This is a genomic window from Paenibacillus puldeungensis, from assembly GCF_042678945.1.
Lineage (GTDB): Bacteria > Bacillota > Bacilli > Paenibacillales > Paenibacillaceae > Fontibacillus > Fontibacillus puldeungensis.
On record NZ_JBHTLM010000022.1, the window covers coordinates 19,756 to 45,478 of the forward strand.

Annotated in this window: 22 protein-coding genes and 1 other annotated feature; all 22 genes read left to right on the forward strand. The window is 46.8% G+C overall.

Annotation, left to right across the window (positions count from 1 at the left end; genetic code table 11):
* The first annotated feature begins 57 nt into the window (after positions 1-57).
* Entirely contained in the window at positions 58-810 is a 753-nt protein-coding gene (gene rlmB, locus ACFQ3W_RS21730) for a 23S rRNA (guanosine(2251)-2'-O)-methyltransferase RlmB (RefSeq protein ID WP_379321340.1), read from the forward strand.
* A gap of 5 nt (positions 811-815) precedes the next feature.
* Positions 816-1,337 carry an NYN domain-containing protein gene (locus ACFQ3W_RS21735; protein ID WP_379321341.1) on the forward strand — a complete coding sequence of 174 codons (522 nt, stop codon included), beginning with the start codon at positions 816-818 and terminating at the stop codon, positions 1,335-1,337.
* A gap of 162 nt (positions 1,338-1,499) precedes the next feature.
* Positions 1,500-2,150, forward strand: coding sequence for an RNA polymerase sporulation sigma factor SigH (sigH, locus tag ACFQ3W_RS21740; RefSeq protein WP_379321342.1), 651 nt, complete (start codon positions 1,500-1,502; stop codon positions 2,148-2,150).
* Between the two features lie 431 nt (positions 2,151-2,581).
* The gene (gene rpmG / locus ACFQ3W_RS21745) at positions 2,582-2,731 is read left to right on the forward strand and encodes a 50S ribosomal protein L33 (protein WP_071784256.1); all 150 of its coding nucleotides are present in this window, start codon (positions 2,582-2,584) and stop codon (positions 2,729-2,731) included.
* 21 nt (positions 2,732-2,752) lie between these two features.
* Positions 2,753-2,944, forward strand: a complete 192-nt coding sequence (gene secE, locus ACFQ3W_RS21750; RefSeq protein ID WP_379321343.1) for a preprotein translocase subunit SecE — start codon at positions 2,753-2,755, stop codon at positions 2,942-2,944.
* Between the two features lie 23 nt (positions 2,945-2,967).
* Complete coding sequence (gene nusG / locus ACFQ3W_RS21755) at positions 2,968-3,501, forward strand: transcription termination/antitermination protein NusG (RefSeq protein WP_379321344.1); 534 nt, start codon at positions 2,968-2,970, stop codon at positions 3,499-3,501.
* A gap of 70 nt (positions 3,502-3,571) precedes the next feature.
* Positions 3,572-3,997, forward strand: a complete 426-nt coding sequence (gene rplK, locus ACFQ3W_RS21760) for a 50S ribosomal protein L11 (protein ID WP_223068793.1) — start codon at positions 3,572-3,574, stop codon at positions 3,995-3,997.
* Between the two features lie 152 nt (positions 3,998-4,149).
* Positions 4,150-4,842, forward strand: a complete 693-nt coding sequence (gene rplA, locus ACFQ3W_RS21765; protein ID WP_379321345.1) for a 50S ribosomal protein L1 — start codon at positions 4,150-4,152, stop codon at positions 4,840-4,842.
* Between the two features lie 79 nt (positions 4,843-4,921).
* Positions 4,922-5,075 (forward strand) — a sequence feature (ribosomal protein L10 leader region).
* A gap of 32 nt (positions 5,076-5,107) precedes the next feature.
* Entirely contained in the window at positions 5,108-5,617 is a 510-nt protein-coding gene (rplJ, locus tag ACFQ3W_RS21770) for a 50S ribosomal protein L10 (RefSeq protein ID WP_379321346.1), read from the forward strand.
* A gap of 67 nt (positions 5,618-5,684) precedes the next feature.
* Complete coding sequence (rplL, locus tag ACFQ3W_RS21775) at positions 5,685-6,050, forward strand: 50S ribosomal protein L7/L12 (protein ID WP_379321347.1); 366 nt, start codon at positions 5,685-5,687, stop codon at positions 6,048-6,050.
* Positions 6,051-6,388: 338 nt separating this feature from the next.
* Positions 6,389-6,988: a class I SAM-dependent methyltransferase gene (locus ACFQ3W_RS21780; protein ID WP_379321348.1), complete on the forward strand. Its 600-nt coding sequence runs from the start codon at positions 6,389-6,391 to the stop codon at positions 6,986-6,988.
* A 357-nt stretch (positions 6,989-7,345) separates the two neighbouring features.
* Complete coding sequence (gene rpoB, locus ACFQ3W_RS21785) at positions 7,346-10,891, forward strand: DNA-directed RNA polymerase subunit beta (protein ID WP_379321349.1); 3,546 nt, start codon at positions 7,346-7,348, stop codon at positions 10,889-10,891.
* Positions 10,892-10,936: 45 nt separating this feature from the next.
* Complete coding sequence (gene rpoC, locus ACFQ3W_RS21790; RefSeq protein ID WP_379321350.1) at positions 10,937-14,551, forward strand: DNA-directed RNA polymerase subunit beta'; 3,615 nt, start codon at positions 10,937-10,939, stop codon at positions 14,549-14,551.
* A 201-nt stretch (positions 14,552-14,752) separates the two neighbouring features.
* Positions 14,753-15,004 (forward strand): ribosomal L7Ae/L30e/S12e/Gadd45 family protein, encoded by a 252-nt coding sequence (locus ACFQ3W_RS21795; RefSeq protein WP_379321394.1) that lies wholly within the window; start codon positions 14,753-14,755, stop codon positions 15,002-15,004.
* Positions 15,005-15,146: 142 nt separating this feature from the next.
* On the forward strand, positions 15,147-15,569 hold the full coding sequence (gene rpsL, locus ACFQ3W_RS21800; protein WP_379321351.1) for a 30S ribosomal protein S12: 423 nt from the start codon (positions 15,147-15,149) through the stop codon (positions 15,567-15,569).
* 68 nt (positions 15,570-15,637) lie between these two features.
* A complete protein-coding gene (rpsG, locus tag ACFQ3W_RS21805) occupies positions 15,638-16,108 on the forward strand; it encodes a 30S ribosomal protein S7 (RefSeq protein ID WP_046680956.1) in 471 nt (156 codons plus the stop codon).
* A 48-nt stretch (positions 16,109-16,156) separates the two neighbouring features.
* Positions 16,157-18,241, forward strand: a complete 2,085-nt coding sequence (gene fusA / locus ACFQ3W_RS21810) for an elongation factor G (protein WP_379321352.1) — start codon at positions 16,157-16,159, stop codon at positions 18,239-18,241.
* A gap of 83 nt (positions 18,242-18,324) precedes the next feature.
* Positions 18,325-19,515 carry an elongation factor Tu gene (gene tuf / locus ACFQ3W_RS21815; RefSeq protein WP_379321353.1) on the forward strand — a complete coding sequence of 397 codons (1,191 nt, stop codon included), beginning with the start codon at positions 18,325-18,327 and terminating at the stop codon, positions 19,513-19,515.
* A 213-nt stretch (positions 19,516-19,728) separates the two neighbouring features.
* The gene (locus ACFQ3W_RS21820) at positions 19,729-22,053 is read left to right on the forward strand and encodes a helix-turn-helix domain-containing protein (protein WP_379321354.1); all 2,325 of its coding nucleotides are present in this window, start codon (positions 19,729-19,731) and stop codon (positions 22,051-22,053) included.
* Positions 22,054-22,188: 135 nt separating this feature from the next.
* Positions 22,189-23,133: an ABC transporter permease gene (locus ACFQ3W_RS21825; RefSeq protein ID WP_379321355.1), complete on the forward strand. Its 945-nt coding sequence runs from the start codon at positions 22,189-22,191 to the stop codon at positions 23,131-23,133.
* Between the two features lie 19 nt (positions 23,134-23,152).
* Entirely contained in the window at positions 23,153-24,043 is an 891-nt protein-coding gene (locus ACFQ3W_RS21830) for a carbohydrate ABC transporter permease (RefSeq protein WP_379321356.1), read from the forward strand.
* A gap of 22 nt (positions 24,044-24,065) precedes the next feature.
* Entirely contained in the window at positions 24,066-25,715 is a 1,650-nt protein-coding gene (locus ACFQ3W_RS21835) for an extracellular solute-binding protein (protein ID WP_379321357.1), read from the forward strand.
* Positions 25,716-25,723: the final 8 nt, after the last annotated feature.

Sequence of the window (25,723 nt, forward strand, 5' to 3'; positions counted from 1 at the left end):
GAAATATCAGGAAGCAGTTTACAATCATGTGGGGGATACCCCTGGGAGGAAAACTTAATGGAAGACCAAGAATGGATCGCCGGTAAGCATTCGGTGCTTGAAGCGCTTAATGCCGGGCGAACGATTAATAAAATATGGGTGGCCGAAGGCGCCCAAAAGCACTTAACGCAGCCGATTTTGTCGGAGGCGAAAAACCATGGTATCGTTGTTCAATTTGTAGACAAGAGAAAACTTGACCAAATGGTTCCTGGCCTTCAGCACCAAGGCGTGGTGGCGCAAGCGGCACCTTACGCATATGCCGAGGTGGACGACCTGCTCGCGAAGGCGACGGAACAAGGAGAAGCGCCGTTTTTGCTCATATTGGACGAGATAGAGGATCCGCACAACCTCGGTTCGATTTTACGTACAGCAGAATGCACAGGCGTGCATGGGGTGATCATTCCTAAGCGTCGTTCCGCTGCGGTTACCGCTACCGTATCCAAAACGTCAGCCGGGGCAGTGGAATACGTGCCTGTCGCTCGGGTAACTAATCTTGTGCAGACGATGGAGCAACTGAAGGAAGCAGGAGTATGGATCGTTGGAACTGACGTCGCTGCCAAGGAAGAAATGTATAAAGGCGGCAATGTGCTAACCGGACCGGTGGCCATCGTTATAGGTAACGAAAACAAAGGGATGGGGCGCCTTGTCCGGGAGACCTGCGATGTACTTCTTAAACTGCCAATGAACGGCAAACTGAACTCCCTGAACGCCTCGGTTGCTGCAGGTGTTGTGATGTATGAAGTTCTTCGCCGACGCCGCGCTGAAGGATAGCTATTATGCGCGATATGCGCGATGTGTTGCTGGTTGACGGTTATAATATGATCGGCGGGTGGCCTGAGCTGGCGGAATTATCAAAGCGTGACCTGCAAGGTGCGCGTGACCGACTGCTTGAGAGGCTCGCCGATTATCAAGCTTTTTCCGGGAAAAAGCTAATCGTGGTATTTGATGCTTATCGTGTACCGGGGCTTGGCAAGTCTTTTGCCCAGAATAAAGTCGAGCTACACTTTACAAAAGAGAAGGAAACAGCTGATGAGTGCATCGAACGACTGGTGGGCGAATTCAACCATCGGAGGCGACAAATTTATGTTGCTACCAGCGATATGGTGGAGCAGCATGTAATATTCGGGCAAGGCGCCTTGCGCATTTCGGCAAGAGAATTATTAACCCAGGTAGAGCAAAGCGAAAAGGAAATTCAGCTTAAGATTGCGGAGCGCAGCGCAAAAGCGGGCCGCAATACGATCGATGCCAAGCTGAGTCCGGAGGTACGCCAAATGTTTGAAAGATGGCGCAGGGAATGAAAGGGTATTTTATAGTATCTCCTCCTAAATACTCTTGACAAAGTTCGACTTTACATCTTTTGGTACTTTTGCGGTTGACGCTAATATGGACCTTCATATATACTGTTCGTATTACTTGAAAGAGTGACGGAGTACCGTGCGTTGCAGCCGGAGGGATTTGTGGTGAGTGTCAAACTCGAGTCATGGGTAAGGTTTGACTATGAGATCCAAAATGACGAAGACATTGTCGAGGCGGTCCGCGAAGGCGACAGCGACGCGCTGGAGTACTTGATTAACAAGTACCGCAGCTTTGTGCGCGCTAAGGCCAGATCCTATTTTTTGATCGGAGCTGACCGTGAAGATATTATACAGGAAGGCATGATCGGGTTATATAAATCGATCCGGGACTTTCGAGGGGATAAGCTGTCTTCCTTCAAAGCTTTTGCCGAGCTTTGTATTACTAGGCAGATTATTACTGCCATTAAGACGGCGACACGGCAGAAGCATATTCCGTTAAATTCCTACGTTTCTTTGGACAAGCCGATCTACGACGAGGATTCCGACCGGACTTTGTTGGATGTCATTTGTGGCTCTCAGGTGAGCGATCCTGAAGAACTAATCATCAATCAGGAGGAATTTGTCGGTTTAGAGGACAAAATGTCTGAAATCCTCAGTGATTTGGAACGTAAAGTTCTGATGCTATATCTGGACGGACGCTCCTATCAAGAGATTGCTGTAGATTTGAATCGTCATGTAAAATCGATTGATAACGCACTTCAACGCGTGAAACGCAAACTCGAGCGTTATTTGGAAATACGCGACGGCAGCGTTTAGGTATTATTTTTCTCTTATACTATTTAGACATACGTATGACACAAGCCAAAGAGGCGGACTGCTGCTAGCAGTCTGCCTTTTTTACACATATGGAGGATGTAAAAGATTCCCGAATATACATCCATGCTTATACTGCTGAACGTATGGATCACGGTGCACAAATTTGTGGTATGAGCAGTCACATGCAGATGTTTATGCTTCATTTTTGATAGATCGAGAGTAGTAATATATTTATAGAAAAACGTCCAAGCAGGGTTTATCTTCCAAAATACTGAGTTATACTAATAATAATTGAATAAGTTAGCTCTCTTGTTTCGTTGACACGGTTAGGGCCATGTGATAAAGTGTTTTAGGTAGGCCTAAATTTGTGCTTTCAATTTTAGGTCAATATAGAGACAGCTCATTTAGAATGTCTTCGGGAGGTGCACATCATGCGGGTAATAATCACGTTGGCTTGTACGAATTGTAAACAAAGAAACTACACGACAACGAAAAACAAGCGTAACCACCCCGACCGCATGGAGATGAAGAAATTTTGCAAGTTCTGTAACGAGCAAGTTCCTCATCGCGAAACCAGATAGTCTTTGGAGGTGTAATCGCGCATGAAACGTAGTTTCAAGTCGATGTTTTCTTTTTTTTCCGAGAGCTGGGCTGAGCTTAAAAAGGTTCGCTGGCCTAATCGTAAAGAGCTGACTAATTACACGCTGATTGTGCTTGGTACAATTACTGTTGTCGCGATTTATTTTTGGGTTCTAGATATCGGCATCTCTGCTGCGGTCGAAGCGATAATTTAAGAAGGGTCCCTAGGTGGCTTGATATGGAAAAAAGATGGTATGTCGTTCATACCTATTCCGGGTATGAGAACAAAGTCAAAGCCAATTTAGAGAAGCGTGTCGAGTCTATGGGCATGGAAGACAAGATTTTCCGCGTTCTTGTTCCAATGGAAGAAGAAGTGGTAAACAAAGATGGCAAGAAGAAAACTGTCATGCGTAAAGTTTACCCGGGTTATGTCTTGGTGGAAATGATCCAAACCGACGATTCTTGGTACGTTGTGCGCAACACGCCGGGAGTCACTGGATTTGTCGGCTCAACAGGCTCAGGTTCCAAGCCAACGCCACTACTTCCTGAAGAAGTAGAGCAGATTTTACAGCATATGGGCATGGAAGAACCGAAGCCGGTTATTGAGTTTGAACTCAAAGAATCCGTACGCATCAAGGTTGGTCCGTTTGCTAATTTTGTTGGCTCGATCGAAGAGATTCTTGTCGACAAGAGCAAAGTCAAGGTTCACGTAAACATGTTTGGACGAGAAACCCCGCTTGAGCTTGATTATACTCAGGTGGAAAAGATATAGGTTTCTTAGGGTTTCAAAGTGGGAGGAACTAGTTTCCGTCTACCACAATTAGGGCAAGGAGGTGTTTTACATGGCGAAAAAAGTTATCAAAGTGGTAAAACTGCAAATTCCTGCGGGTAAGGCGAACCCTGCACCTCCGGTAGGTCCGGCGCTGGGTCAAGCAGGTGTCAACATCATGGCATTCTGTAAGGAATTTAACGCACGTACCGCCGATCAAGCAGGTTTGATCATTCCGGTAGAAATCTCGGTGTTTGAAGACCGTTCCTTTACTTTCATCACCAAAACTCCACCGGCAGCCGTTCTGCTTCGTGTTGCAGCGAAGATCGAGAAAGGTTCCGGCGAACCGAACAAGAAAAAAGTGGCTACCGTGAAACGCGACGTTGTTCGTCAAATCGCGGAGCAAAAAATGCCTGACTTGAACGCAGCTTCCGTTGAGGCAGCTATGCGTATGGTTGAAGGTACTGCTCGTAGTATGGGCATCACCATCCAAGACTAATTCTTGGATAATTGGATGGAATGTTAGGATTGCGAAATAGCAATAATGTACATTTTCATCCCCCGGATGGTTTTAAAAATATGCGATGCACATTTTAAAATCCATCCTAAGTGGGAGGAATTTCCGCTAATACCACAAAGGAGGACGAATTCATGGCTAAACACGGTAAGAAATACCTTGAAGCTGCTAAGCTGATCGACAGCGAAGCAACATATGAGTCTGCAGAAGCCGTTGAACTGGTGAAAAAGGCTTCGACTGCGAAGTTTGACGAAACCGTTGAAGTAGCAGTTCGTTTGGGCGTTGACCCTCGTAAACAAGACCAAGCCGTTCGTGGTGTAGTTGTCCTGCCTCATGGCACGGGTAAAACACAACGCGTTTTGGTATTTGCCAAAGGCGAGAAAGCAAAAGAAGCGGAAGCTGCTGGAGCGGACTTTGTTGGCGATCAAGACATGATCAACAAAATCCAACAAGGCTGGTTCGAGTTCGATGTCTGCGTAGCAACACCTGACATGATGAGCGAAGTTGGTAAATTGGGTCGCTTGCTCGGTGGTAAAGGCCTCATGCCTAACCCTAAAGCAGGTACGGTTACGTTTGACGTAACGAAAGCCGTTCAAGAAATCAAAGCAGGTAAAATTGAGTATCGTCTGGATAAAGCAGGTCAAATCCATGCGCCGATCGGTAAAGTGTCGTTTACTGCCGATCAATTGAACGAGAACTTGAAATCTCTCATAGACGCATTGAACCGTGCTAAACCGGCAGCAGCCAAAGGCGTTTACTTGAAAAATATCGCGATTTCTTCGACCATGGGCCCAAGTGTTCGCGTGAATACAGCTGTTTACAGATAATACCACTCGCATTCAGCGGGTTTGGGATTGACTTAGGTTGGTACCCTTGGTATACTGAGATGGTTGTGTGATCGAGACTTAAATGTGAATATGCTTACCGTAGACAGTAGGTGCCACTGAGGCTTAATTTCCTACCGAGGTGTTGTGATAGAACGTCAGAATGCTGCAAATTTTTGCTGCACATGATTTTATCAAGCCTTCGTGATTCTACGGAGGCTTTTTTCAATGGTTAAAGGCTCAGGTAATCTAATAGGAGGTGTACAGTGTGGCAAACGCAAAAGTAATTCAAGCAAAACAGGAAGCCGTTGACGCTGTAACGTCGAAATTGCGCGAAAGCGCGACGACTGTTGTTGCAGACTACCGCGGACTTAATGTTGCTCAAGTTACAGAACTCCGCAAACAGCTTCGTGAAGCTGGCGTGGAATTCCAAGTGCTTAAGAATACACTCGTTCGCCGGGCAACAGCCGCTGCAGAACTTACTGAACTGGACGAAGTGCTGACTGGCCCTACGGCCATCGCATTCAGTGCAGAAGATGCAGTAGCTCCGGCAAAAATTTTGAGCGATTTCGCGAAAAAGAACGACGCGCTCAAAGTGAAAGGTGGCGTGGTTGAAGGCCGTGTAGTTGGCGTCGACCAAATCAAAGCGCTGGCGGATCTACCGTCCCGCGAAGGTCTCCTTTCCATGCTCCTCAGCGTGCTGCAAGCTCCGATGCGCAACTTCGCGCTCGCAGTCAAAGCCGTTGCCGAGAAAGAAGAAGGCGGCGCAAGCGCCTAAGCTTTTGTTGAAACAGGCAATCTGATTGATTAAAAAAACTAAACTATTATATAATGGAGGTTCAACCATGAGTAAAGAAACGATCTTGGAAGAAATCAAAGGTATGACCGTTCTTGAACTGAACGATCTTGTTAAAGCAATCGAAGAAGAATTCGGCGTAACTGCAGCTGCTCCAGTAGTAGTAGCAGGTGGCGGCGCAGGCGCTGCTGAAGCTGCTGAACAAACTGAGTTCGACGTAATCTTGACTAGCGCTGGTGCTTCCAAAATCAACGTTATCAAAGTAGTTCGTGAAATCACTGGCCTTGGCTTGAAAGAAGCAAAAGACCTGGTTGACAACGCACCAAAACCACTGAAAGAAAAAGTGGGCAAAGAAGAAGCAGAAGCTGTAAAAGCAAAATTGGAAGAAGCAGGCGCATCTGTAGAAGTGAAGTAATTTCACGTTTCCATATCAGCGAACCCCTTGAACTTGTTTCAAGGGGTTTGTTTTTAGATTGAAGAAAAACTACCACTAATTGCGGTCGGTCTCCTTAGAAAGTACATCGACAGACGTTTTTCTTACTGCTGAAGCTTTTGGGCCTGGTGGTCGGTTGTTCCGGTTTCTATAAAACTAGTAGAAGCTGGCGCAAATGATCCCCAGTCCCAAAAAAACGTATGTCAGGCAGCTCCGTTGCATTTGCAGCAAGTGTTCATTTTAGAAAGGTTTGGGCTACAATATGAGTATGTGGTATGAGAAGTTCCTATCTATGGAGACAGAACGGAGGTAGCCTACAGATGTCAGACCATTACTATACTAGCAAGCCGACGGTGGCACATGACCGTAAGGTATGGGACACCACGCTTCGGGGACAAGTCCTCCGATTTGTGAGCGACGCAGGGGTGTTCGCTAAAGGGGGCTTGGATTTTGGAAGCCGGACCTTGATTGAAGCTATGGTCATTCCAGAGGGAGCTAAGGTTCTCGATGTCGGCTGCGGATATGGACCGATCGGTCTCATGGCAGCCAAACTGGCAAACCGTGGCCATGTTACGATGATTGATGTGAACAGCCGTGCCGCCCAATTGGCCAAAGAAAACGCAGTGTTGAACAAAATTAACAATGTGACCATTTTGGAAAGCGACCTTTTTGCTGCGCTAAATAATGAGAAGTTTGATATCGTGTTGACCAATCCGCCGATCCGAGCGGGAAAAAGTACAGTGCATGCCATTTTTGAAGGAGCTTATGAACGCCTTGTGTCTGGTGGATCTCTCTGGGTCGTCATTCAAAAAAAGCAGGGAGCACCTTCGGCTAAGGAGAAGTTGGAATCTTTATTTGGAACGGTAGAAGAGGTAACCAAAGAAAAAGGGTATCGGATTTTTAAAGCGGTGAAGGATTGAATAAGAGGATTAGTCGCAACAAATATAGTTGACTTCAAATTACCATTGTGTTATTATTATAAAATGTCAGCATTAGGATGCCCTCTGTGGCTTTACTTAACTGAAATGTCAAGATATTTTACGGAAACTATGCATAAATCCGTATTGGTTTACGTATAATACGCACATTTTGGGTAAATCTACTGAATACGGGGTATCAGGTCAGAAAAGACACAGATAATGATGCTCTTTTTTCGAAAGCATTCGATAAGGGCTTTTCTTTATTTGTGGATGAATCCGTATGGTCCTATTATAAGGGTACAAACACGGGTTCGCAATGAATTTTTAAAGTGAGTAGACATGAGGGGTGAGTTTAAGTTGGCAGGACATCTTGTTCAATATGGTCGACGCACTCGGCGTAGTTATGCGCGAATTAACGAGATACTCGAAATTCCGAACCTGATCGAAATCCAACAGAAATCCTATGAGTGGTTCCTGGAAGAAGGCCTTCGGGAGATGTTTCAGGATATTTCGCCAATTCAGGATTTTACTGGAAATTTGGTGTTGGAATTTATCGATTACAGCCTGGGTGAACCGAAGTATACGGTTGATGATGCGAAAGAGCGCGACGTAACGTATGCGGCGCCGCTTCGGGTAAAAGTCCGGCTCATTAATAAAGAAACCGGCGAAGTCAAAGAGCAGGAAGTATTCATGGGAGATTTCCCGCTGATGACCGAAACCGGCACATTCATTATTAATGGTGCGGAACGGGTTATTGTCAGCCAGTTGGTTCGCTCTCCTAGCGTCTATTTCAGTACAAAAGTAGATAAGAACGGTAAAAAAATGTACACCGCAACCGTTATTCCTAACCGCGGAGCATGGCTGGAGTTGGAGACGGATGCGAAGGATATCATTTACGTACGGATTGACCGTACTCGTAAAATCCCGGTAACCGTGCTGCTTCGTTCACTCGGCTTCGGAACGGACGCTGAAATTCTGGACTTACTCGGTAACGACGAATATATCCGGAATACCTTAGACAAAGACAACACCGATTCGACGGAGAAAGCCTTGATTGAGATTTACGAGCGTCTTCGTCCGGGCGAGCCGCCAACTCTCGATAATGCGAAGAGTTTGCTTGTCGCACGTTTCTTTGATCCAAAACGTTATGACCTGGCCAATGTAGGCCGTTACAAAATCAATAAAAAGCTGCACATCAAGAACCGCTTGTTCAACCAACGTCTAGCTGAGACTTTGATTGATACGAGCACAGGAGAAATTATCGCAGAAGCAGGTCAACTTGTTGACCGCCGCTTGTTGGATGAAATTCTTCCTCATCTTGAGAGCAATGTTGGCTTCAAAAACTATCATGTAGCTAACGGCGTGCTCGATGCGGACGAAGTTCCACTTCAAACGATCGATGTGTTCTCGCCGATTGAAGACGGTAAAGTCGTTAAAGTTATCGCTAACCGCAATATCGATAAATCGGTGAAGAATATTACACCTGCTGATATTATTTCTTCGATCAGCTATTTTATCAATTTGCTGCATGGCATCGGCAACACGGATGACATTGACCATCTCGGTAACCGTCGTCTGCGTTCTGTAGGTGAGTTGCTGCAAAACCAATTCCGTATCGGGCTGTCCCGGATGGAACGGGTCGTTCGTGAAAGAATGTCGATTCAAGACGCTAATGTAATCACGCCACAGGCGCTCATTAACATCCGTCCTGTTATCGCATCAATTAAAGAGTTCTTCGGTAGCTCGCAGCTGTCTCAATTTATGGACCAAACGAACCCTCTTGCTGAACTGACGCACAAACGTCGTTTGTCTGCGCTCGGCCCTGGCGGTTTGACTCGTGAACGGGCCGGCATGGAAGTGCGTGACGTTCACCCGTCCCACTACGGTCGTATGTGTCCAATTGAAACACCTGAAGGTCCGAACATCGGTCTGATCAACTCGCTTTCCACATTTGCTCGAATTAATGAATATGGCTTCATTGAGGCGCCATACCGTTGGGTAGATCCGAAGACGGGTATTGTTACCGATCAGGTTGCATATCTGACGGCGGACGAGGAAGATAACTACATCATCGCTCAGGCAAACGCGAAGTTGACGGAAGAGAACAAATTCGAAGATGAGTCTGTTATCGTTCGGTACAATAAACAATCCGATAATATCTTGACGATGCCGAGTAACCGTGTTGACTACATGGACATTTCACCGAAACAGGTTGTGTCCGTAGCGACCGCGCTCATTCCGTTCTTGGAAAACGATGACTCCAACCGTGCGCTCATGGGATCGAACATGCAGCGGCAGGCGGTTCCGCTTTTGATTCCAAAAGCACCACTCGTTGGAACAGGAATGGAGCACAAATCGGCCAAAGACTCCGGTGTCTGCATTGTATCGAAATATGACGGGATTATCGAACGGTCGGCCGCTAACGAAATCTGGCTGCGCCGTGTTGAAACGATAGATGGTAAGGAAGTCAAAGGCGACCTTGTAAAACATAAATTGCATAAATTTATGCGCTCTAACCAAGGAACATGCATCAACCAACGTCCGATTGTTAAACGTGGGGATATTATCAAAAAAGGTGACATCCTTGCTGACGGGCCATCGACAGAAATGGGCGAATTGGCTCTGGGCCGCAACGTTGTCGTTGCCTTTATGACTTGGGAAGGTTACAACTACGAAGATGCCATCTTGCTGAGTGAAAAACTCGTGAAAGAGGATGTATACACCTCTATTCATATCGAGGAATACGAATCCGAAGCTCGGGATACGAAGCTTGGACCGGAAGAAATCACTCGCGACATCCCTAACGTTGGGGAAGAAGCGCTTCGCAACCTTGACGAGCGCGGCATCATCCGCGTCGGTGCAGAAATTGCTGCTGGAGATATCCTCGTTGGTAAAGTAACACCTAAAGGGGTTACTGAGCTGACGGCAGAGGAACGCCTCCTTCATGCAATCTTTGGTGAGAAAGCTCGCGAAGTACGTGATACTTCCTTGCGTGTGCCTCACGGAACGGATGGGATCGTTGTTGACGTTAAAGTGTTTACACGTGACAACGGAGATGAATTGCCACCGGGCGTTAATCAACTGGTTCGCGTATATATAGCTCAAAAGCGGAAAATTTCCGAAGGCGATAAAATGGCAGGACGTCACGGTAATAAAGGTGTCGTTGCTCGTATTTTGCCAGAAGAGGATATGCCGTTTATGCCAGATGGAACGCCGGTACAAGTTGTACTGAACCCACTGGGGGTTCCGTCGCGGATGAACATCGGTCAGGTGCTGGAAATTCACCTTGGTATGGCCGCACTGCAAATGGGTATTCACGTAGCAACGCCGGTATTTGACGGCGCAAACGAAAACGATGTTTTCGATACGATGGAAGAAGCCGGAATGCAGCGGAATGGTAAAACCATTCTTTATGACGGCCGGACAGGCGAAGAGTTTGAACGTGAAGTTACTGTCGGCGTCATGCACATGATTAAACTGGCACACATGGTTGACGATAAAATCCATGCTCGTTCTACTGGTCCTTACTCGCTCGTTACGCAGCAGCCACTTGGCGGTAAAGCGCAGTTTGGTGGACAGCGCTTTGGTGAGATGGAAGTGTGGGCGCTGGAAGCCTATGGCGCCGCTTATACGCTGCAAGAAATTCTTACCGTGAAGTCGGACGATGTGGTAGGCCGTGTGAAGACATACGAATCCATTGTCAAAGGTGAGAATGTACCTGAGCCAGGCGTGCCTGAATCATTTAAGGTTCTTATCAAAGAACTGCAAAGTTTAGGTATGGACGTCAAAATCTTGACTGAAAACGAAGAAGAGATAGAGATGAAGGAAATCGACGACGAGGAAGATGCCTCGGGAGATAAGCTGAGTCTCAATCTGGAAGGCGCGGAAGTCGGAGTAGAATAGAGCGTAGATAGTCAATATCAGGACTTGGTTAAGGAGGGATGCTCCTTGTTGGACGTCAACAACTTCGAGTTTATGAAAATTGGGCTTGCTTCCCCAGACAAAATTCGTTCTTGGTCCCGCGGAGAAGTGAAGAAACCAGAAACGATCAACTACCGTACATTGAAACCGGAAAAGGAAGGGCTATTCTGCGAGAAAATTTTTGGCCCGACCAAAGACTGGGAATGTCATTGCGGTAAATATAAACGCGTTCGTTACAAAGGCGTTGTCTGCGATCGCTGCGGCGTTGAAGTAACGAGAGCCAAAGTGCGCCGTGAACGGATGGGACATATCGAACTGGCGGCGCCGGTATCCCACATTTGGTATTTTAAAGGGATTCCGAGCCGTATGGGGCTTGCACTTGATATGTCGCCGCGTTCTTTGGAAGAGATTATTTATTTTGCATCATATGTCGTGACGGATCCGGGTGAAACTCCCCTGGAGAAAAAGCAACTTCTGTCCGAAAAGGAATACCGCAGCTACCGTGAAAAATACGGCTACGGTTTCCAAGCCGGTATGGGCGCAGAAGCGGTTAAGAAGCTGTTGCAAGATCTCGACATCGATAAAGAACTTGAATTCTTGAAAGAGGAACTCCGCACGGCTCAAGGGCAACGTCGTAACCGGGCTATCAAACGCTTGGAAGTCATCGAAGCATTCAAGAGCTCCGGTAATGAACCGGAATGGATGATTCTCGACGTGCTTCCAGTTATTCCACCGGAGCTTCGTCCGATGGTGCAACTCGATGGTGGGCGTTTTGCTACCTCCGACTTGAACGATCTTTATCGCCGTGTTATTAACCGGAACAACCGTTTGAAACGGTTGCTTGACCTTGGCGCACCAGACATTATCGTGCAAAACGAAAAACGGATGCTTCAAGAAGCTGTTGACGCTTTGATCGATAACGGTCGTCGTGGCCGTCCGGTAACCGGTCCTGGGAATCGTCCTTTGAAATCCCTCAGCCATATGCTGAAAGGTAAACAAGGCCGTTTCCGTCAAAACCTGCTCGGTAAACGGGTTGACTATTCCGGTCGTTCCGTTATCGTCGTAGGGCCTTATTTGAAAATGTACCAATGCGGTTTGCCAAAAGAAATGGCATTGGAACTGTTCAAACCGTTCGTTATGAAAGAGCTTGTCAATAAAGGACTTGCTCATAACATTAAGAGTGCGAAGCGTAAAGTCGAACGCGTTAGTCCGGAAGTATGGGACGTGCTCGAAGAAGTTATTAAGGAGCATCCGGTTCTTTTGAACCGCGCACCTACGCTTCACCGTCTCGGGATTCAGGCGTTTGAACCGATCCTCGTAGAGGGTCGCGCTATTCGTCTTCATCCGCTCGTATGTACGGCTTATAACGCCGACTTTGACGGTGACCAAATGGCGGTTCACGTGCCGCTGTCTGCGGAAGCACAAGCAGAAGCACGCCTTCTGATGCTCGCAGCAGGTAACATTCTGAATCCGAAGGACGGCAAACCTGTCGTTACTCCTTCGCAGGATATGGTCCTCGGCTCCTACTATCTGACCATGGATAATAATGAAGCCAAAGGCGCCGGCATGATCCTGGCTTCAGTGAACGAAGCATTCTCTGCATATCAGCGTGGAACGGCTTCGCTGCATGCACGTGTAGCGATTCCTGCCAAAGCGCTCCATAAAACGAGCTTCACAGAAGCTCAACAGAACGCTATGTTGGTCACTACGGTGGGTAAAATTATCTTTAACGAGATTTTCCCGGCCAGTTTCCCGTATATTAACGAAGCGACTCGTACTAATTTGTTCAATGGCACACCTGATCATTACTTTATATATGAGAAGGGTGCTAACATTGCCGAACGAATCATGTCCGCGCCGCAAGCTAGTGGGGTAGGGAAAGAGTATCTCGGCGATATTATCGGCCGTTGTTTTGAAATCTACCATACAACGGAAACTTCGATCATATTGGATAGAATCAAACAAACCGGTTTCACTTATTCCACACGTGCCGGCGTAAGTATAGCAGTTGCGGACGTTATCGTACCGAAGGAAAAGCAAGACATCTTGCATGAATCCGACGAGAAAGTGCGCGTAGTTACGAACCAATATCGTCGTGGTCTGATTACGAACGAAGAACGTTATGACCGTGTTATCGAAATCTGGTCCAAATGTAAGGATCGAATTACCGAAGTGCTCATGAAATCGATGGACCGTTACAATTCCATTATGCTCATGGTTGACTCTAAAGCGCGCGGTAACAAATCGCAGATTACTCAGCTTGGCGGTATGCGGGGGCTGATGGCGAACCCGGCAGGGCGTATCATTGAATTGCCGATCAAATCGAACTTCCGTGAAGGCCTGACTGTCTTGGAATACTTCCTTTCGACGCACGGTGCACGGAAAGGTTTGGCCGATACCGCGCTGCGGACAGCGGACTCCGGTTACCTGACTCGTCGTCTTGTCGACGTTGCCCAGGACGTCATCGTTCGAGAAGAAGACTGCGGTACAGATAAAGGCTTTACCGTTAGCGTTATTCAAGACGGTAAGGAAGTTATTGAGGACCTGTATGATCGGATCGAAGGCCGCTACTGCTTTGAAACTTTGAAACATCCGCAAACCGGCGAGATCATCATTCACCGGAACGACCTTATCGATTCCGATAAGGCGCATGAAATTATCAATGCGGGCATCAAAAAACTACAAATTCGTTCCGTTCTCAGCTGCCGCGCCCGTCATGGCGTGTGCAAGAAGTGCTACGGCCGCAATTTGGCTACCGGCAAACATGTTGAGATCGGCGAAGCTGTCGGCATTATCGCCGCACAATCTATCGGTGAACCAGGGACTCAGCTCACAATGCGTACGTTCCACACCGGGGGCGTTGCGGGTGACGATATCACTCAAGGTTTGCCGCGTATTCAAGAGTTGTTTGAAGCTCGGAATCCGAAAGGTCAAGCGACGATCAGTGAAATTGACGGCGTAATCAAGGAAATTCGCGAAGCGAAGGACCGCCGTGAAATTGAAGTTCAAGGTGAGGCGGAAACTAAAGTTTACTCCGTCACATACGGTTCTCGTCTGCGCGTAAGCGAGGGCGACCAAATCGAAGCCGGTGACGAATTGACCGACGGTTCTATTGACCCTAAAGAAATTTTGCGCATCAAAGGGATTCGCGGTGTTCAAAACTATATTCTGCAGGAAGTTCAACGCGTTTACCGTAACCAAGGCGTTGAAATCAACGATAAGCACGTTGAGGTTATGATTCGTCAGATGCTTCGTAAGATCCGTATCGTTGATGCGGGAGATACGCCGCTCCTGCCAGGCTCCTTCGTAGACTTGTACGAATACGAAACCGCCAATAAGGAAGCAATTCTAACCGGTAAAGAACCGGCTGTTGCTAAACCGGTCCTTCTCGGGATTACGAAAGCGTCTCTGGAGACTGACTCCTTCTTGTCAGCTGCTTCCTTCCAGGAAACGACACGGGTGCTTACCGACGCTGCCATTAAAGGTAAAGTTGATAAGCTGCTCGGCCTGAAAGAGAATGTTATTATCGGTAAGCTGATTCCGGCAGGTACCGGGATGGGCCGTTACCGCAACATTCTACTAGAAGGTCCAGAGCAAGAAGAGACAACTGCTGAGAATCTAGAGCCGGTATCTGTAGAATAGTGAATCTCTGAAATTTGTCGGCGCTGACCCTAAGAACATACGTTTAAGGGGTGCGCCGGCTTTATTAATGACTCACGATTCGAAGATTCTAAAAATCTCTGAAATGCAGTCAATATTCTTCTTGACATTGCCTATATCAGAGTGCTACTATATCATAGTGCGTGAGTACGGATATACCCTGTACTTTGGAGGACGTTTATGATGTCTAATGATAAAGGACTGCGGGACGCACCGGTCAAGATCGGCACCAAGCAAACCATGAGAATGGTTGAATTGGGACGGGCCGAGGAAGTTTACGTAGCTGAGAATGCAGATCCGCGTCTTACATCAAAGATTGTCGCTTTATGCAACCAACATGCCGTCAAAGTCACTTATGTGGATACGATGGTCAATCTCGGGAAAGCTTGCGGGATTGAAGTGGGAGCAGCGATGGTTGCGATTGTAAAACCATAGTTGATTGAAACGTTTTTGCTGGAAGAGCAAAACTCTTCTGCAAAAACTTTTCCTTTGTTCTTTTATGAACCGCCTGGGTCTGTGGGCTTAATCGCAAGGTTTGTAAAGAAACATGAATTCTGAGGAAGGGGGTGGCAACAACATGCCAACTATTAACCAGTTAGTACGCAAAGGACGCCAAGATAAGGTGTACAAATCTAAATCGCCAGCGCTGCAAAGAGGTTTTAACGCTCTGAAACGTGAGGCTACTGATTTGAGCTCTCCGCAAAAACGCGGCGTTTGCACTCGTGTAGGTACAATGACTCCTAAGAAACCTAACTCCGCACTTCGTAAATATGCCCGTGTTCGTTTGACGAACCGCGTAGAGGTGACAGCTTACATTCCAGGGATCGGACATAACCTGCAAGAGCACAGCGTTGTGTTGATTCGTGGAGGCCGGGTCAAAGACCTTCCAGGGGTACGTTATCACATCGTACGTGGAGCTTTGGATACTGCAGGCGTTAACAATCGGATGCAAAGCCGTTCTAAATACGGTGCAAAACGTCCGAAAGCTAAAAAATCGTAAGATTACATCAAGAGACTTTTTTCAGAACCTTAAGATAGGTTTGAAATATTGCTGAAAGGGGGATAACTATGCCACGCAAAGGTCCAGTTACTAAAAGAGACGTATTGCCGGATCCAGTGTATAACAGCAAACTTGTTACTCGCTTGATCAACCGCATCATGCTTGACGGTAAACGTGGAGTTGCTCAAAGCATCCTTTACAATGCGTTCAACATCATTCAAGAGCGTACGGGTAATGACCCAATGGAAGTGTTTGAAGCAGCAATCAAGAACATCATGCCTGTACTGGAAGTTAAAGCTCGCCGTGTAGGTGGTGCTAACTACCAAGTGCCGATCGAAGTAAAACCAGAGAGACGTACATCCCTAGGATTACGTTGGCTCGTAAACTACTCCCGCAACCGCGGTGAGAAAACGATGGAAGAGCGTTTGGCTGCTGAAATCATCGATGCATCCAATAACACAGGCGCTTCCGTTAAGAAACGCGAAGATACGCACAAAATGGCTGAAGCGAACAAAGCGTTCGCACACTACCGTTGGTAGGATTTTCGCTCACAACCTAAAACTTTTATTTTGAAGGGAGACAGATTCATGGCAAGAGAGTTCTCCTTGAAAAATACACGTAACATCGGGATCATGGCGCATATTGACGCCGGTAAGACAACCACGACGGAACGGATCTTGTTCTATACAGGCCGTACGCACAAAATCGGTGAAGTTCACGAGGGTGCTGCGACAATGGACTGGATGGAGCAGGAACAAGAGCGCGGAATCACGATTACGTCCGCTGCGACAACCGCTCAATGGAAAGGTCACCGCGTTAATATCATCGATACCCCGGGACACGTCGACTTCACCGTTGAAGTCGAACGTTCCCTTCGTGTATTGGACGGGGCTGTAGGCGTATTCAGTGCGAAAGAAGGCGTTGAGCCTCAGTCCGAAACCGTTTGGAGACAAGCTGACCGCTATGGTGTTCCTCGGATCGCCTATGTCAACAAAATGGATATTATTGGTGCCGACTTCCTGAACGTTGTAAAAGACATGCGCGATCGTCTGCAAGCGAACGCAGTTGCGATTCAACTGCCAATCGGTGCAGAAAATGACTTTGTCGGGATTATCGACATCGTCGGTCAAAAAGCGTATATGTACAAAGACGATTTGGGTCAAGAAATTGATGAAGTGGAAATTCCAGCTGAATACGCTGCTAAAGTTGAAGAACTTCGCGCGGAATTGGTTGAGAAGGTCGCTGAGCTTGATGAAGAATTGACGATGAAATACCTCGAAGGCGAGGAAATCACCGTTGAAGAACTGAAAGATGCACTTCGTAAAGGCGTTTGTGAAGTAAAAATCTTCCCAGTTATCTGTGGTTCTTCTTATCGTAACAAAGGGGTTCAGCTCATGCTGGACGCTGTTATCGATTACTTGCCAGCTCCGATTGACGTACCGAGCATCCAAGGTCACTTGGAAGACGGTTCGGAAGTTGAACGCCACTCTTCGGACGAAGAGCCGTTCTCGGCGCTTGCATTTAAAATCATGACTGACCCTTATGTTGGTAAACTTACGTTCTTCCGCGTGTACTCCGGTGTATTGCAATCCGGCTCTTACGTGCTGAATGCAACGAAAGGCAAACGTGAACGGATCGGTCGTATCCTGCAAATGCACGCCAACCACCGCCAAGAAATCAGCGAAGTGTATGCTGGTGACATTGCATCGGCTGTTGGTTTGAAAGATACAGGTACGGGTGATACACTGTGTGATGAGAAGGCTCCGGTTATTCTGGAATCCATGAACTTCCCTGATCCGGTTATCGAAATTGCCGTAGAACCTAAGACAAAAGCCGACCAGGATAAAATGGGCGTTGCTCTTGGTAAACTGACAGAGGAAGACCCTACACTTCGTGCTCATACGAACGAAGAAACTGGTCAAACAATCCTTGCTGGTATGGGTGAGCTTCACCTGGATATCATCATCGATCGGATGCGCCGTGAATTCAAAGTTGAGACTAATGTAGGTAAACCTCAAGTTGCTTATCGTGAAACGTTCAAAGTGCCTGCACGCGTCGAAGGTAAATTCGTTCGTCAGTCTGGTGGTCGTGGTCAATACGGTCACGTATGGGTTGAATTCGAACCTCTCGAACCGGGTACTGGTAACCAATTCGAAAGCAAAATCGTCGGTGGTTCCGTTCCTAGAGAATATATTGGACCTGCTCAACAAGGTATCGAGGAATCAATGCAGAACGGTGTTCTTGCTGGCTTCCCGGTTGTTGACGTCAAAGCAACAATCGTTGACGGTTCCTACCATGATGTCGATTCCAGTGAAATGGCGTTTAAGATTGCGGGTTCCATGGCACTTAAAGCAGCCAAGGAGAAATGTAGTCCAGTTCTCCTCGAGCCGATTATGAAGGTTGAAGTTACGGTACCTGAAGAGTACATGGGTGATGTTATGGGTATGCTGAATTCCCGTCGCGGACGCATCGAGGGTATGGACTCTCGTGCTGGCGCACAAATCATCCGTGCTAAGGTACCTCTTTCCGAAATGTTCGGGTACTCTACAACGCTTCGTTCCGGTACGCAAGGACGCGGTGTCTTCTCGATGGAACTTTCTCATTACGAAGAAGTTCCGAAGACTATCGCCGAAGAAATCGTTTCCAAGCACAAAGGCGGAAGCGGAGAATAATTTCATGTACTTACTGATCGGAAGATTCATTCTTCCGGTCGGTCAAACATAACAATTCATATTTTAAGGAGGAACTGTTTAAAATGGCAAAGGCTAAATACGAACGTACAAAACCGCATGTTAACATCGGTACAATTGGTCACGTCGACCATGGTAAAACAACTCTGACTGCAGCCATCACGACTGTATTGTCTAAAAAATATGGCGGTGCTGCTGTAGCATTCGACCAAATTGACAAAGCTCCAGAAGAACGCGAACGCGGTATCACAATTTCGACGGCACACGTTGAATACGAAACTCCTAACCGCCACTACGCACACGTTGACTGCCCAGGGCACGCCGACTATGTTAAAAACATGATCACCGGCGCAGCTCAAATGGACGGCGCTATCCTGGTTGTATCCGCAGCTGACGGCCCAATGCCGCAAACTCGCGAACACATCCTGTTGTCCCGTAACGTAGGCGTTCCTTACATCGTTGTATTCTTGAACAAATGCGACATGGTTGAAGACGAAGAACTCTTGGAATTGGTTGAAATGGAAGTTCGCGACCTGCTCAACGAATATGAATTCCCAGGCGACGACACTCCAATCGTCCGCGGTTCTGCTCGTGAAGCTCTTCAAAACCCTGACGGCCCTTGGGCTGAAAAAATCGTTGAAATGTTCGAAGTTATCGACGAATACATTCCGCTTCCAGAACGTCCTATCGACAAACCATTCTTGATGCCAGTCGAAGACGTATTCTCCATCACTGGTCGTGGTACTGTTGCAACTGGCCGTGTAGAACGTGGTACAGTTAAAGTCGGCGACGAAGTTGAAATCGTGGGTATCCACGAAGACACTAAGAAATCCGTTGTTACCGGCGTTGAAATGTTCCGTAAATTGCTCGATTCCGCACAAGCGGGCGACAACATCGGCGCATTGCTCCGCGGTGTTGACCGTAAAGAAATCGAACGTGGTCAAGTATTGTCTAAACCAGCTACCGTTCATCCGCATACTAACTTTACCGCTCAAGTATACGTATTGACGAAAGAAGAAGGTGGACGTCATAAACCTTTCTTCACTGGCTACCGTCCACAATTCTATTTCCGTACAACTGACGTAACTGGTGTTATCCACCTGCCAGAAGGTACTGAAATGGTTATGCCTGGCGACAACATCGAAGTAACTGTTGACCTGATCGCTCCGATCGCTATCGAAGAAGGAACTCGTTTCTCTATTCGTGAAGGCGGCCGTACAGTTGGATCCGGCGCTGTTGTTAAGATCAACAAATAATTTGGCTTAACCGCCAATAGAAAGAGCTGTTCCCTGTTTCGTACGGGGACAGCTCTTTTTTTGTTTGAATGGAAGAAAATAATCTTCAAAACAGAAACGGAATATGGATAAAAACACCGTAATACGCTATATTGATAGTCAGATGAGCAGAAAAAGAATAATGGTTTATGAGATATGTTGAAAGCGCTTAAAATTGATTAAGTGAATGGGGGCATGCCGATGTTTAGAAAGCACCGACTCTTTCAAAATATGACTTTTCAGACAAGAATGTTGACAGCCACCTTGTTTTTAAGTCTATTTCCCGCCCCGCTGCTGGGAATCGTATCCTCCTATTTACTAATCGTTAGTGTGCAAGCTGAAGTGGATAAGAACCACCAGATGATTCTCAAGCAGATCGAATATCAGCTGAATGCTTTTTTGTCTGAGCTAAAAGTCTCCTCGCTACAAATATCTGAAGATTTGATTGTGCGTGAATCTTTTATAAAAGGGATTTCTCGCGAACAATTTCAAACGACGATGAGTATGATCGATACGGTTAAAAAGTATCGAAGCGTGGCCCGAATTCCCTTTAGCGTCACGCTTCTCTATCCACAGCACAACCAGGTGTACTCCACGCTTAACGGACCATCATCGCTGAGGACTCTCTATTACCCATCAATTGTTAAGGCAGTTAGTCCCCAATATACTGGGATAACTGTCATCACACCCAACATGTATCCCAACCAGAAAAATCTGCTTATCATTAAGCCTGTTTCTGTAGAAAACCCCATTGACGGAATAGTCGTGTTACAAGTGGATATTACAAAATTTTATGAATACCTTAATCAGGTTGACATCGGTTCAACGGGAGTGTTCGTAATAGACGGTCAAGGGCGAATCGTACTCAGTCCGCATTCGGAAGACATTGGTACAAGGATTTCGAGCACTTCCGTCTTATACCCGTATTGGAGTAATCTCGACGCCATATCCGGTTCATCGCATTTGGATAACGAGGATTACAGTGTGACTACCTTCAAGTCGGTTACTAACTCATGGACTTATCTGGCGGTGACACCGAGCAAGGAGTTGAAATTGAAGGCAGAGCAAATAAAGCGATGGACCTGGTCGATTGTAGCTGCAGTCGTCTTTTTATGGGGCGGTGTAGTCTATATCAGCTACCGAAAAATGTACTCCCCGATACGGCGCATATCTTTGAAGCTTCCTGTGCCTCCTGACAAGGGAGCGGACAGTATTACGGCGATCGATTCCTTTATGAGTGCCATGTCTGAAACGAACGAACGGCTGACCAGCAGGCTGTTTGAACAACAGCCTCTAGTGCAGAACAGTGTGATCCTCCAGTTGCTTAATGGAAATCTCACTGAGTCGGAACTTCTGGAACGGATGAGGCAGGTGGATCTAACAATCCATGGGAAGTGGTATTATATCGGTATCGTCGAGGTCGATGCGCTGCATGAGTTTATGCAGATGTATTGGCATGAGGATCGTACATCCATGATGATTGAGCTTTCAACGATAATTTGGAAGGTATGCAGCGAAAGCTATACATGCTTGACCGTGAACCCCCAACCTGGCCAGATTGTATTTTTAGCATTATCGAGTAGAGCTGATGTGGACAGTAACGAACAAATCAGAAAACTTGGTGCGGAAATTCGTGAGAAAACGCGTGATCAGTTCAAGTTCACCGCTACGGTAGCTATTGCTTCGGCTGTTTGCGGTCTGCAAGAGATTCCCCATAGCTATCAAAAGGCTCAGAATTTGATGAACTACCGATATTTGCTCGGCTCAGATGTGACCATAACCTGCGATGATGTGGAGCAATCTGAAAAGATACAGCCTGAAGACCGAATCACGGCAAAATGGTACAAACGCATTTTGAGCAGTGTTTCGGAGGGAGACATCACTTTGGCTGAAAATCAATTTAAAGAGATGTTGGAAACGCTCCCCAAACATCTTCCGGATTTTCGAATGATTCAAGGCATGCTGACCTATTTTCTCGAAGAAGTGGATCAGTTGATGGTGGAAGTGCAGGGCCATACCTTGCAGGAATTGATCGGATTTAATCCATATACAGAACTGTATGAACAGAATACACTCTGCCTTGCACAGGGGTGGTTCAACAATACCTTTTTCCCTGCAGTGAAACAACATCTGGATAGTCTGTCGAAGGATAAAGGTCATCAAATCGCTGAGGCAACCATGAAATATATCCATGAGCATTTTGATCAGGATTTTTCACTGCAACAAATAGCGGGGGAGCTCGGTGTTTCCTCTTCGCAACTCAGCCGTTTCTTCAAACAGACGATGAATGTGAACTTCGTCGATTATGTTCTTTACTACCGCATTTCCAAAGCAAAGGAGTGGCTAGTGTACTCAGATATGTCGATCAAAGAAATTGCAGACAGGCTGAGGTATACCACGACCCAAAATTTCACCCGTGTATTCAAACAGATCACAGGGGTGCCTCCGGGCAAATATAGGAGCGACTTCCGGCTGGACGCACGAAGGGCTGGAGGCAGGGAGAATGAGGCTGCGCGTTGAACTGCGTGGCCTTATCTTTTTTTGCAAAGGTGTTTCTTCATATGCAACCAGACCGAGTCAAAAATAGAAACTATACCTTAAAAAGCCCATGACGGTATAGTCGACTTAAACCAAGGTGAGGGGAGGGTCAAAAAGTTGGCAAAGTCGGGGAAAACGGCTGTCTACCCTGTCTCGATCAGGACACTCGGCAGAGATATTTTAAGAAACAGATACATCTATTTGATTTTATTGCCCGGCTTACTTTATTACGGTTTGTTTTGTTATGCCCCTATGTACGGCATTCAACTGGCATTCAAAGACTTCAGGGCGAGCGAGGGGATCTGGGGCAGCCCTTTCGTCGGACTTCAGCATTATGAGTACATTTTTAAGGACCAGGAATTTTGGAGGGCGTTCAAAAATACGATCGTCATTAGCTTCAGCCGCTTGTTGTTCCAGTTCCCGGTGCCGATCGTGCTGGCACTGCTGCTCAACGAACTGAGAGAGGGAAGATATAAGAAAACACTGCAGACGATTTTTACCTTCCCTAATTTTTTGTCATGGGTCATCGTTTCCGGAATGATCGTGAGCATTTTTGGTACGGACGGAGCAGTCAATCATATCCTTGGCTTGTTCGGCATCGAAGAGCAGATGTTTTTGGCCAATCAGGATATGTTCCGACCGCTGCTATACATTTCGGATATTTGGAAAAGCTCAGGCTGGACGGCCATCATCTACCTCGCTTCGATTGCCTCGATCAGTCCCGATCTGTACGAAGCTGCATATATGGACGGGGCGAATCGGTTTCAGAGGATGATCTATATCACGTGGCCGGGTATTCGATCCGCTGTAGTGTTGATGTTGCTTCTGTCGGTGGGGAATACGATGAATGCCGGTTTCGATCAGATCTTTAATATGTACAATCCGGCCGTTTTGCCTGTCAGCGACATTCTTGATACTTATATATACCGTATTACTTTCCAGACTTCCGGGGACTTCGGTTTTAGTACTGCTGTTGGTTTGTTTAAGGCACTCATTAACTTTGCGCTATTGATGATGTTCGATCGGCTGGCCAAAGCGATCGGCGAGCGTGGGATTTTCTAATGAAAGGAGCGCTAGAACTATGGCGAAGGTACAAAGGCCGGACGGGCAAACGAGAAAACTGAACTGGTTCTACCTCGTAAATGCAGCGGTACTTGGCCTCGCTGCCGTTACGATTCTCTATCCCTTCTACAACGCGGTATTGATCTCGCTTGTGTCGCAAAAGGAGTATATGACTACACCGTTTATGCTGTTTCCGAAAAATATAACATTCGACGCTTACACCTATATCTTCAGCAGTTCTCGAATAGGTCATGGCTATATGAATACGCTGCTCATTCTACTGATCGGTGTTCCATACAATATGCTGACGACTGCATTAACCGCTTACGCGTTGTCACGCGAACGATTTCCGGGTAAGCGAATCATCACTGCATTGGTAGTATTTACTATGTATTTCAGCGGGGGATTGATTCCGTTTTATTTGCTGGTGAGGGATCTCGGAATGATGAATCATCTGGTCTCCGTTATTCTCGTTTACGGAGCCAACACTTTCTATCTTCTGCTGATGCGGACCTATTTTGCGGAAATTCCTGCTGCGCTGGAGGAATCTGCGAAGATCGATGGCGCGAACGATCTCGTTATTTTGGTGCGGATTATGCTTCCCCTAGCACTACCGATCGTGGCGACCGTCACGCTGTTCTTTTCAGTCGATCGCTGGAACGAATGGTTCAACGCAATGCTGTTTCTCCGCGAAGGACAGAAATGGCCACTGCAGTTGGTGCTCCGAAGCATCGTCATGTCCACGATCGATGATATTGGCAGTCGTAACGTATCGATTCGAAAGACGGTATTCGAAGACGGTGTGAAGATGGCAGCTGTGTTCATCACAATGGCTCCGATCATGTTCACTTACCCGTTCCTGCAAAAATATTTCATGAAAGGGATTTTGGTCGGATCTGTAAAATCATGAACGAAAAAGGAGGAAAACAAACGTGAAATTTTCGGAAAAATGGGTCATTCGCTTCAGCATCATCGTTGTGCTCTTTTCTGGACTAGCCGGATGCTCATCCGGCAATTCAAAGGATGCTTCATCCGCTCCACCGAATGAAGCAACGAATGGTCCCGCGTCCACCGATACGGCCGAAAGCAAGCGCTTTGAAAACAGAGTTACGTTTTCCGCCACATCCTTGGACCTTAGTGACGACGGTAATTACATGGACGATGCCATCTATAAAGGTTTCGACGAGAAATTTAATTTCGAATACAAGCTGATTCCGCTGAGTTGGGATAACTGGGTGGAGCGGGATCGTATCTGGATCAATTCCGGAGATATGCCGGACATGATGTTCTGGAATTTCGATTTTAAGGACTATATGAATTATTCGAAACAGGGGTTAATAAAGCCGTTACCGAAAGACTATGAACAAAAATATCCGAATCTGGCAAAAGCTTTATCAAAAACGGGGCTTGCCGATTACCTGAAGTCGCTTGATCCCGATGGTCGGCTCTATATGGTTCCTAACGTGATCTACTACACGCCGGTAACGGAGACGACCGACCTCGTTCTGGACGCTAAAGTTTTATACTATCGAAAAGATTGGGCTACCAAATTGGGTATCCAAATCGGTGACACTATTACTGCCGAGCAGTTGGCCGAGTTAGGGAAAGCATTCGTCGCTCAGGATCCGGGCGGAAACGGCGCAGGGCGGACCATCGGCATTTCCTCCCAGCCATATCAGTTGTACAGTGCCTTCATTCAAACACACAATTCGTTTTACAACCAGTTCTATAAAGCAGCTGACGGCAAATATATTTGGGGAGGGATGGAAGATTCTACGCTGGATGGGATCAAGAGCTTTTCCAACTACTTCAAGCAAGGCTTTATCGATAAAGATTATTACACATTCAAAGGCAAAGAGCATTACGACAAATTCGATACCGGGATCAGCGGTATGTTCATTGACGGGGCTTCGGCCGCAAACGTCAATGAAAGATATCAGGCGTTTGCCAAAGCCAATCCCGGGATTAACCCGGAAGAAGCAATCGGTCTAGCTACGGTTGTTGGCCCTGATGGTAAATTCCATGGTCAACAAAATATTCTGAACTATTGGGCCGGTGAGGTGTTTAGTCCCAAGCTGGATGACGAAACGTTCGACCGGATTCTATCCATTTTAGACTATATCGCCACACCGGAAGGACAGCGGCTTATTTTCGCGGGAGTGGAGGGAAAGGATTACAAGATGGAAGGAGACAAACTGGTGATTACCCGGGAAAAAGACGAACAGGGCAACTTCAAATATATGGGTGACATGTATCCTTCCTATTACTTCTTCTATACAAAGGTCGTCTTGCCGGATGATTGGTCGGCTCAAGATCCTTCCTTACCCGAGAGCATACGGAATACCGCTGTCAACATGTTTCGGGTTAAGGAGAAAATCACGAATCTGGTTCCACCGGATTATGATGTCATGTTCCTGTCCGCACCGAATAAAGAGCGATTTAACGTTGTAATCGACGATTCTATTACCCAGATAATTCTTGAGAACAAAGATATCGAGACAGCCTGGAGCGATTGGAAGAAGTCGGTCGAACCAAAGGTGAAAGTCGTACTAGGTGAAATTAATGGTGCACTTTCCAAATAACCGGAGAG

Bases quoted from the DNA above. Each gene is read 5' to 3' on its own strand.
- fusA (WP_379321352.1), top strand. From the start codon at position 16,157: ATGGCAAGAGAGTTCTCCTTGAAAAATACACGTAACATCGGGATCATG.
- ACFQ3W_RS21820 (WP_379321354.1), top strand. From the start codon at position 19,729: ATGCCGATGTTTAGAAAGCACCGACTCTTTCAAAATATGACTTTTCAG.
- nusG (WP_379321344.1), top strand. From the start codon at position 2,968: ATGGAAAAAAGATGGTATGTCGTTCATACCTATTCCGGGTATGAGAAC.
- rplL (WP_379321347.1), top strand. From the start codon at position 5,685: ATGAGTAAAGAAACGATCTTGGAAGAAATCAAAGGTATGACCGTTCTT.
- ACFQ3W_RS21780 (WP_379321348.1), top strand. From the start codon at position 6,389: ATGTCAGACCATTACTATACTAGCAAGCCGACGGTGGCACATGACCGT.
- tuf (WP_379321353.1), top strand. From the start codon at position 18,325: ATGGCAAAGGCTAAATACGAACGTACAAAACCGCATGTTAACATCGGT.
- ACFQ3W_RS21830 (WP_379321356.1), top strand. From the start codon at position 23,153: ATGGCGAAGGTACAAAGGCCGGACGGGCAAACGAGAAAACTGAACTGG.
- rpmG (WP_071784256.1), top strand. From the start codon at position 2,582: ATGCGGGTAATAATCACGTTGGCTTGTACGAATTGTAAACAAAGAAAC.
- secE (WP_379321343.1), top strand. From the start codon at position 2,753: ATGAAACGTAGTTTCAAGTCGATGTTTTCTTTTTTTTCCGAGAGCTGG.
- ACFQ3W_RS21795 (WP_379321394.1), top strand. From the start codon at position 14,753: ATGTCTAATGATAAAGGACTGCGGGACGCACCGGTCAAGATCGGCACC.
- rlmB (WP_379321340.1), top strand. From the start codon at position 58: ATGGAAGACCAAGAATGGATCGCCGGTAAGCATTCGGTGCTTGAAGCG.
- rpsL (WP_379321351.1), top strand. From the start codon at position 15,147: ATGCCAACTATTAACCAGTTAGTACGCAAAGGACGCCAAGATAAGGTG.
- rpsG (WP_046680956.1), top strand. From the start codon at position 15,638: ATGCCACGCAAAGGTCCAGTTACTAAAAGAGACGTATTGCCGGATCCA.
- ACFQ3W_RS21735 (WP_379321341.1), top strand. From the start codon at position 816: ATGCGCGATATGCGCGATGTGTTGCTGGTTGACGGTTATAATATGATC.
- rplK (WP_223068793.1), top strand. From the start codon at position 3,572: ATGGCGAAAAAAGTTATCAAAGTGGTAAAACTGCAAATTCCTGCGGGT.
- rplA (WP_379321345.1), top strand. From the start codon at position 4,150: ATGGCTAAACACGGTAAGAAATACCTTGAAGCTGCTAAGCTGATCGAC.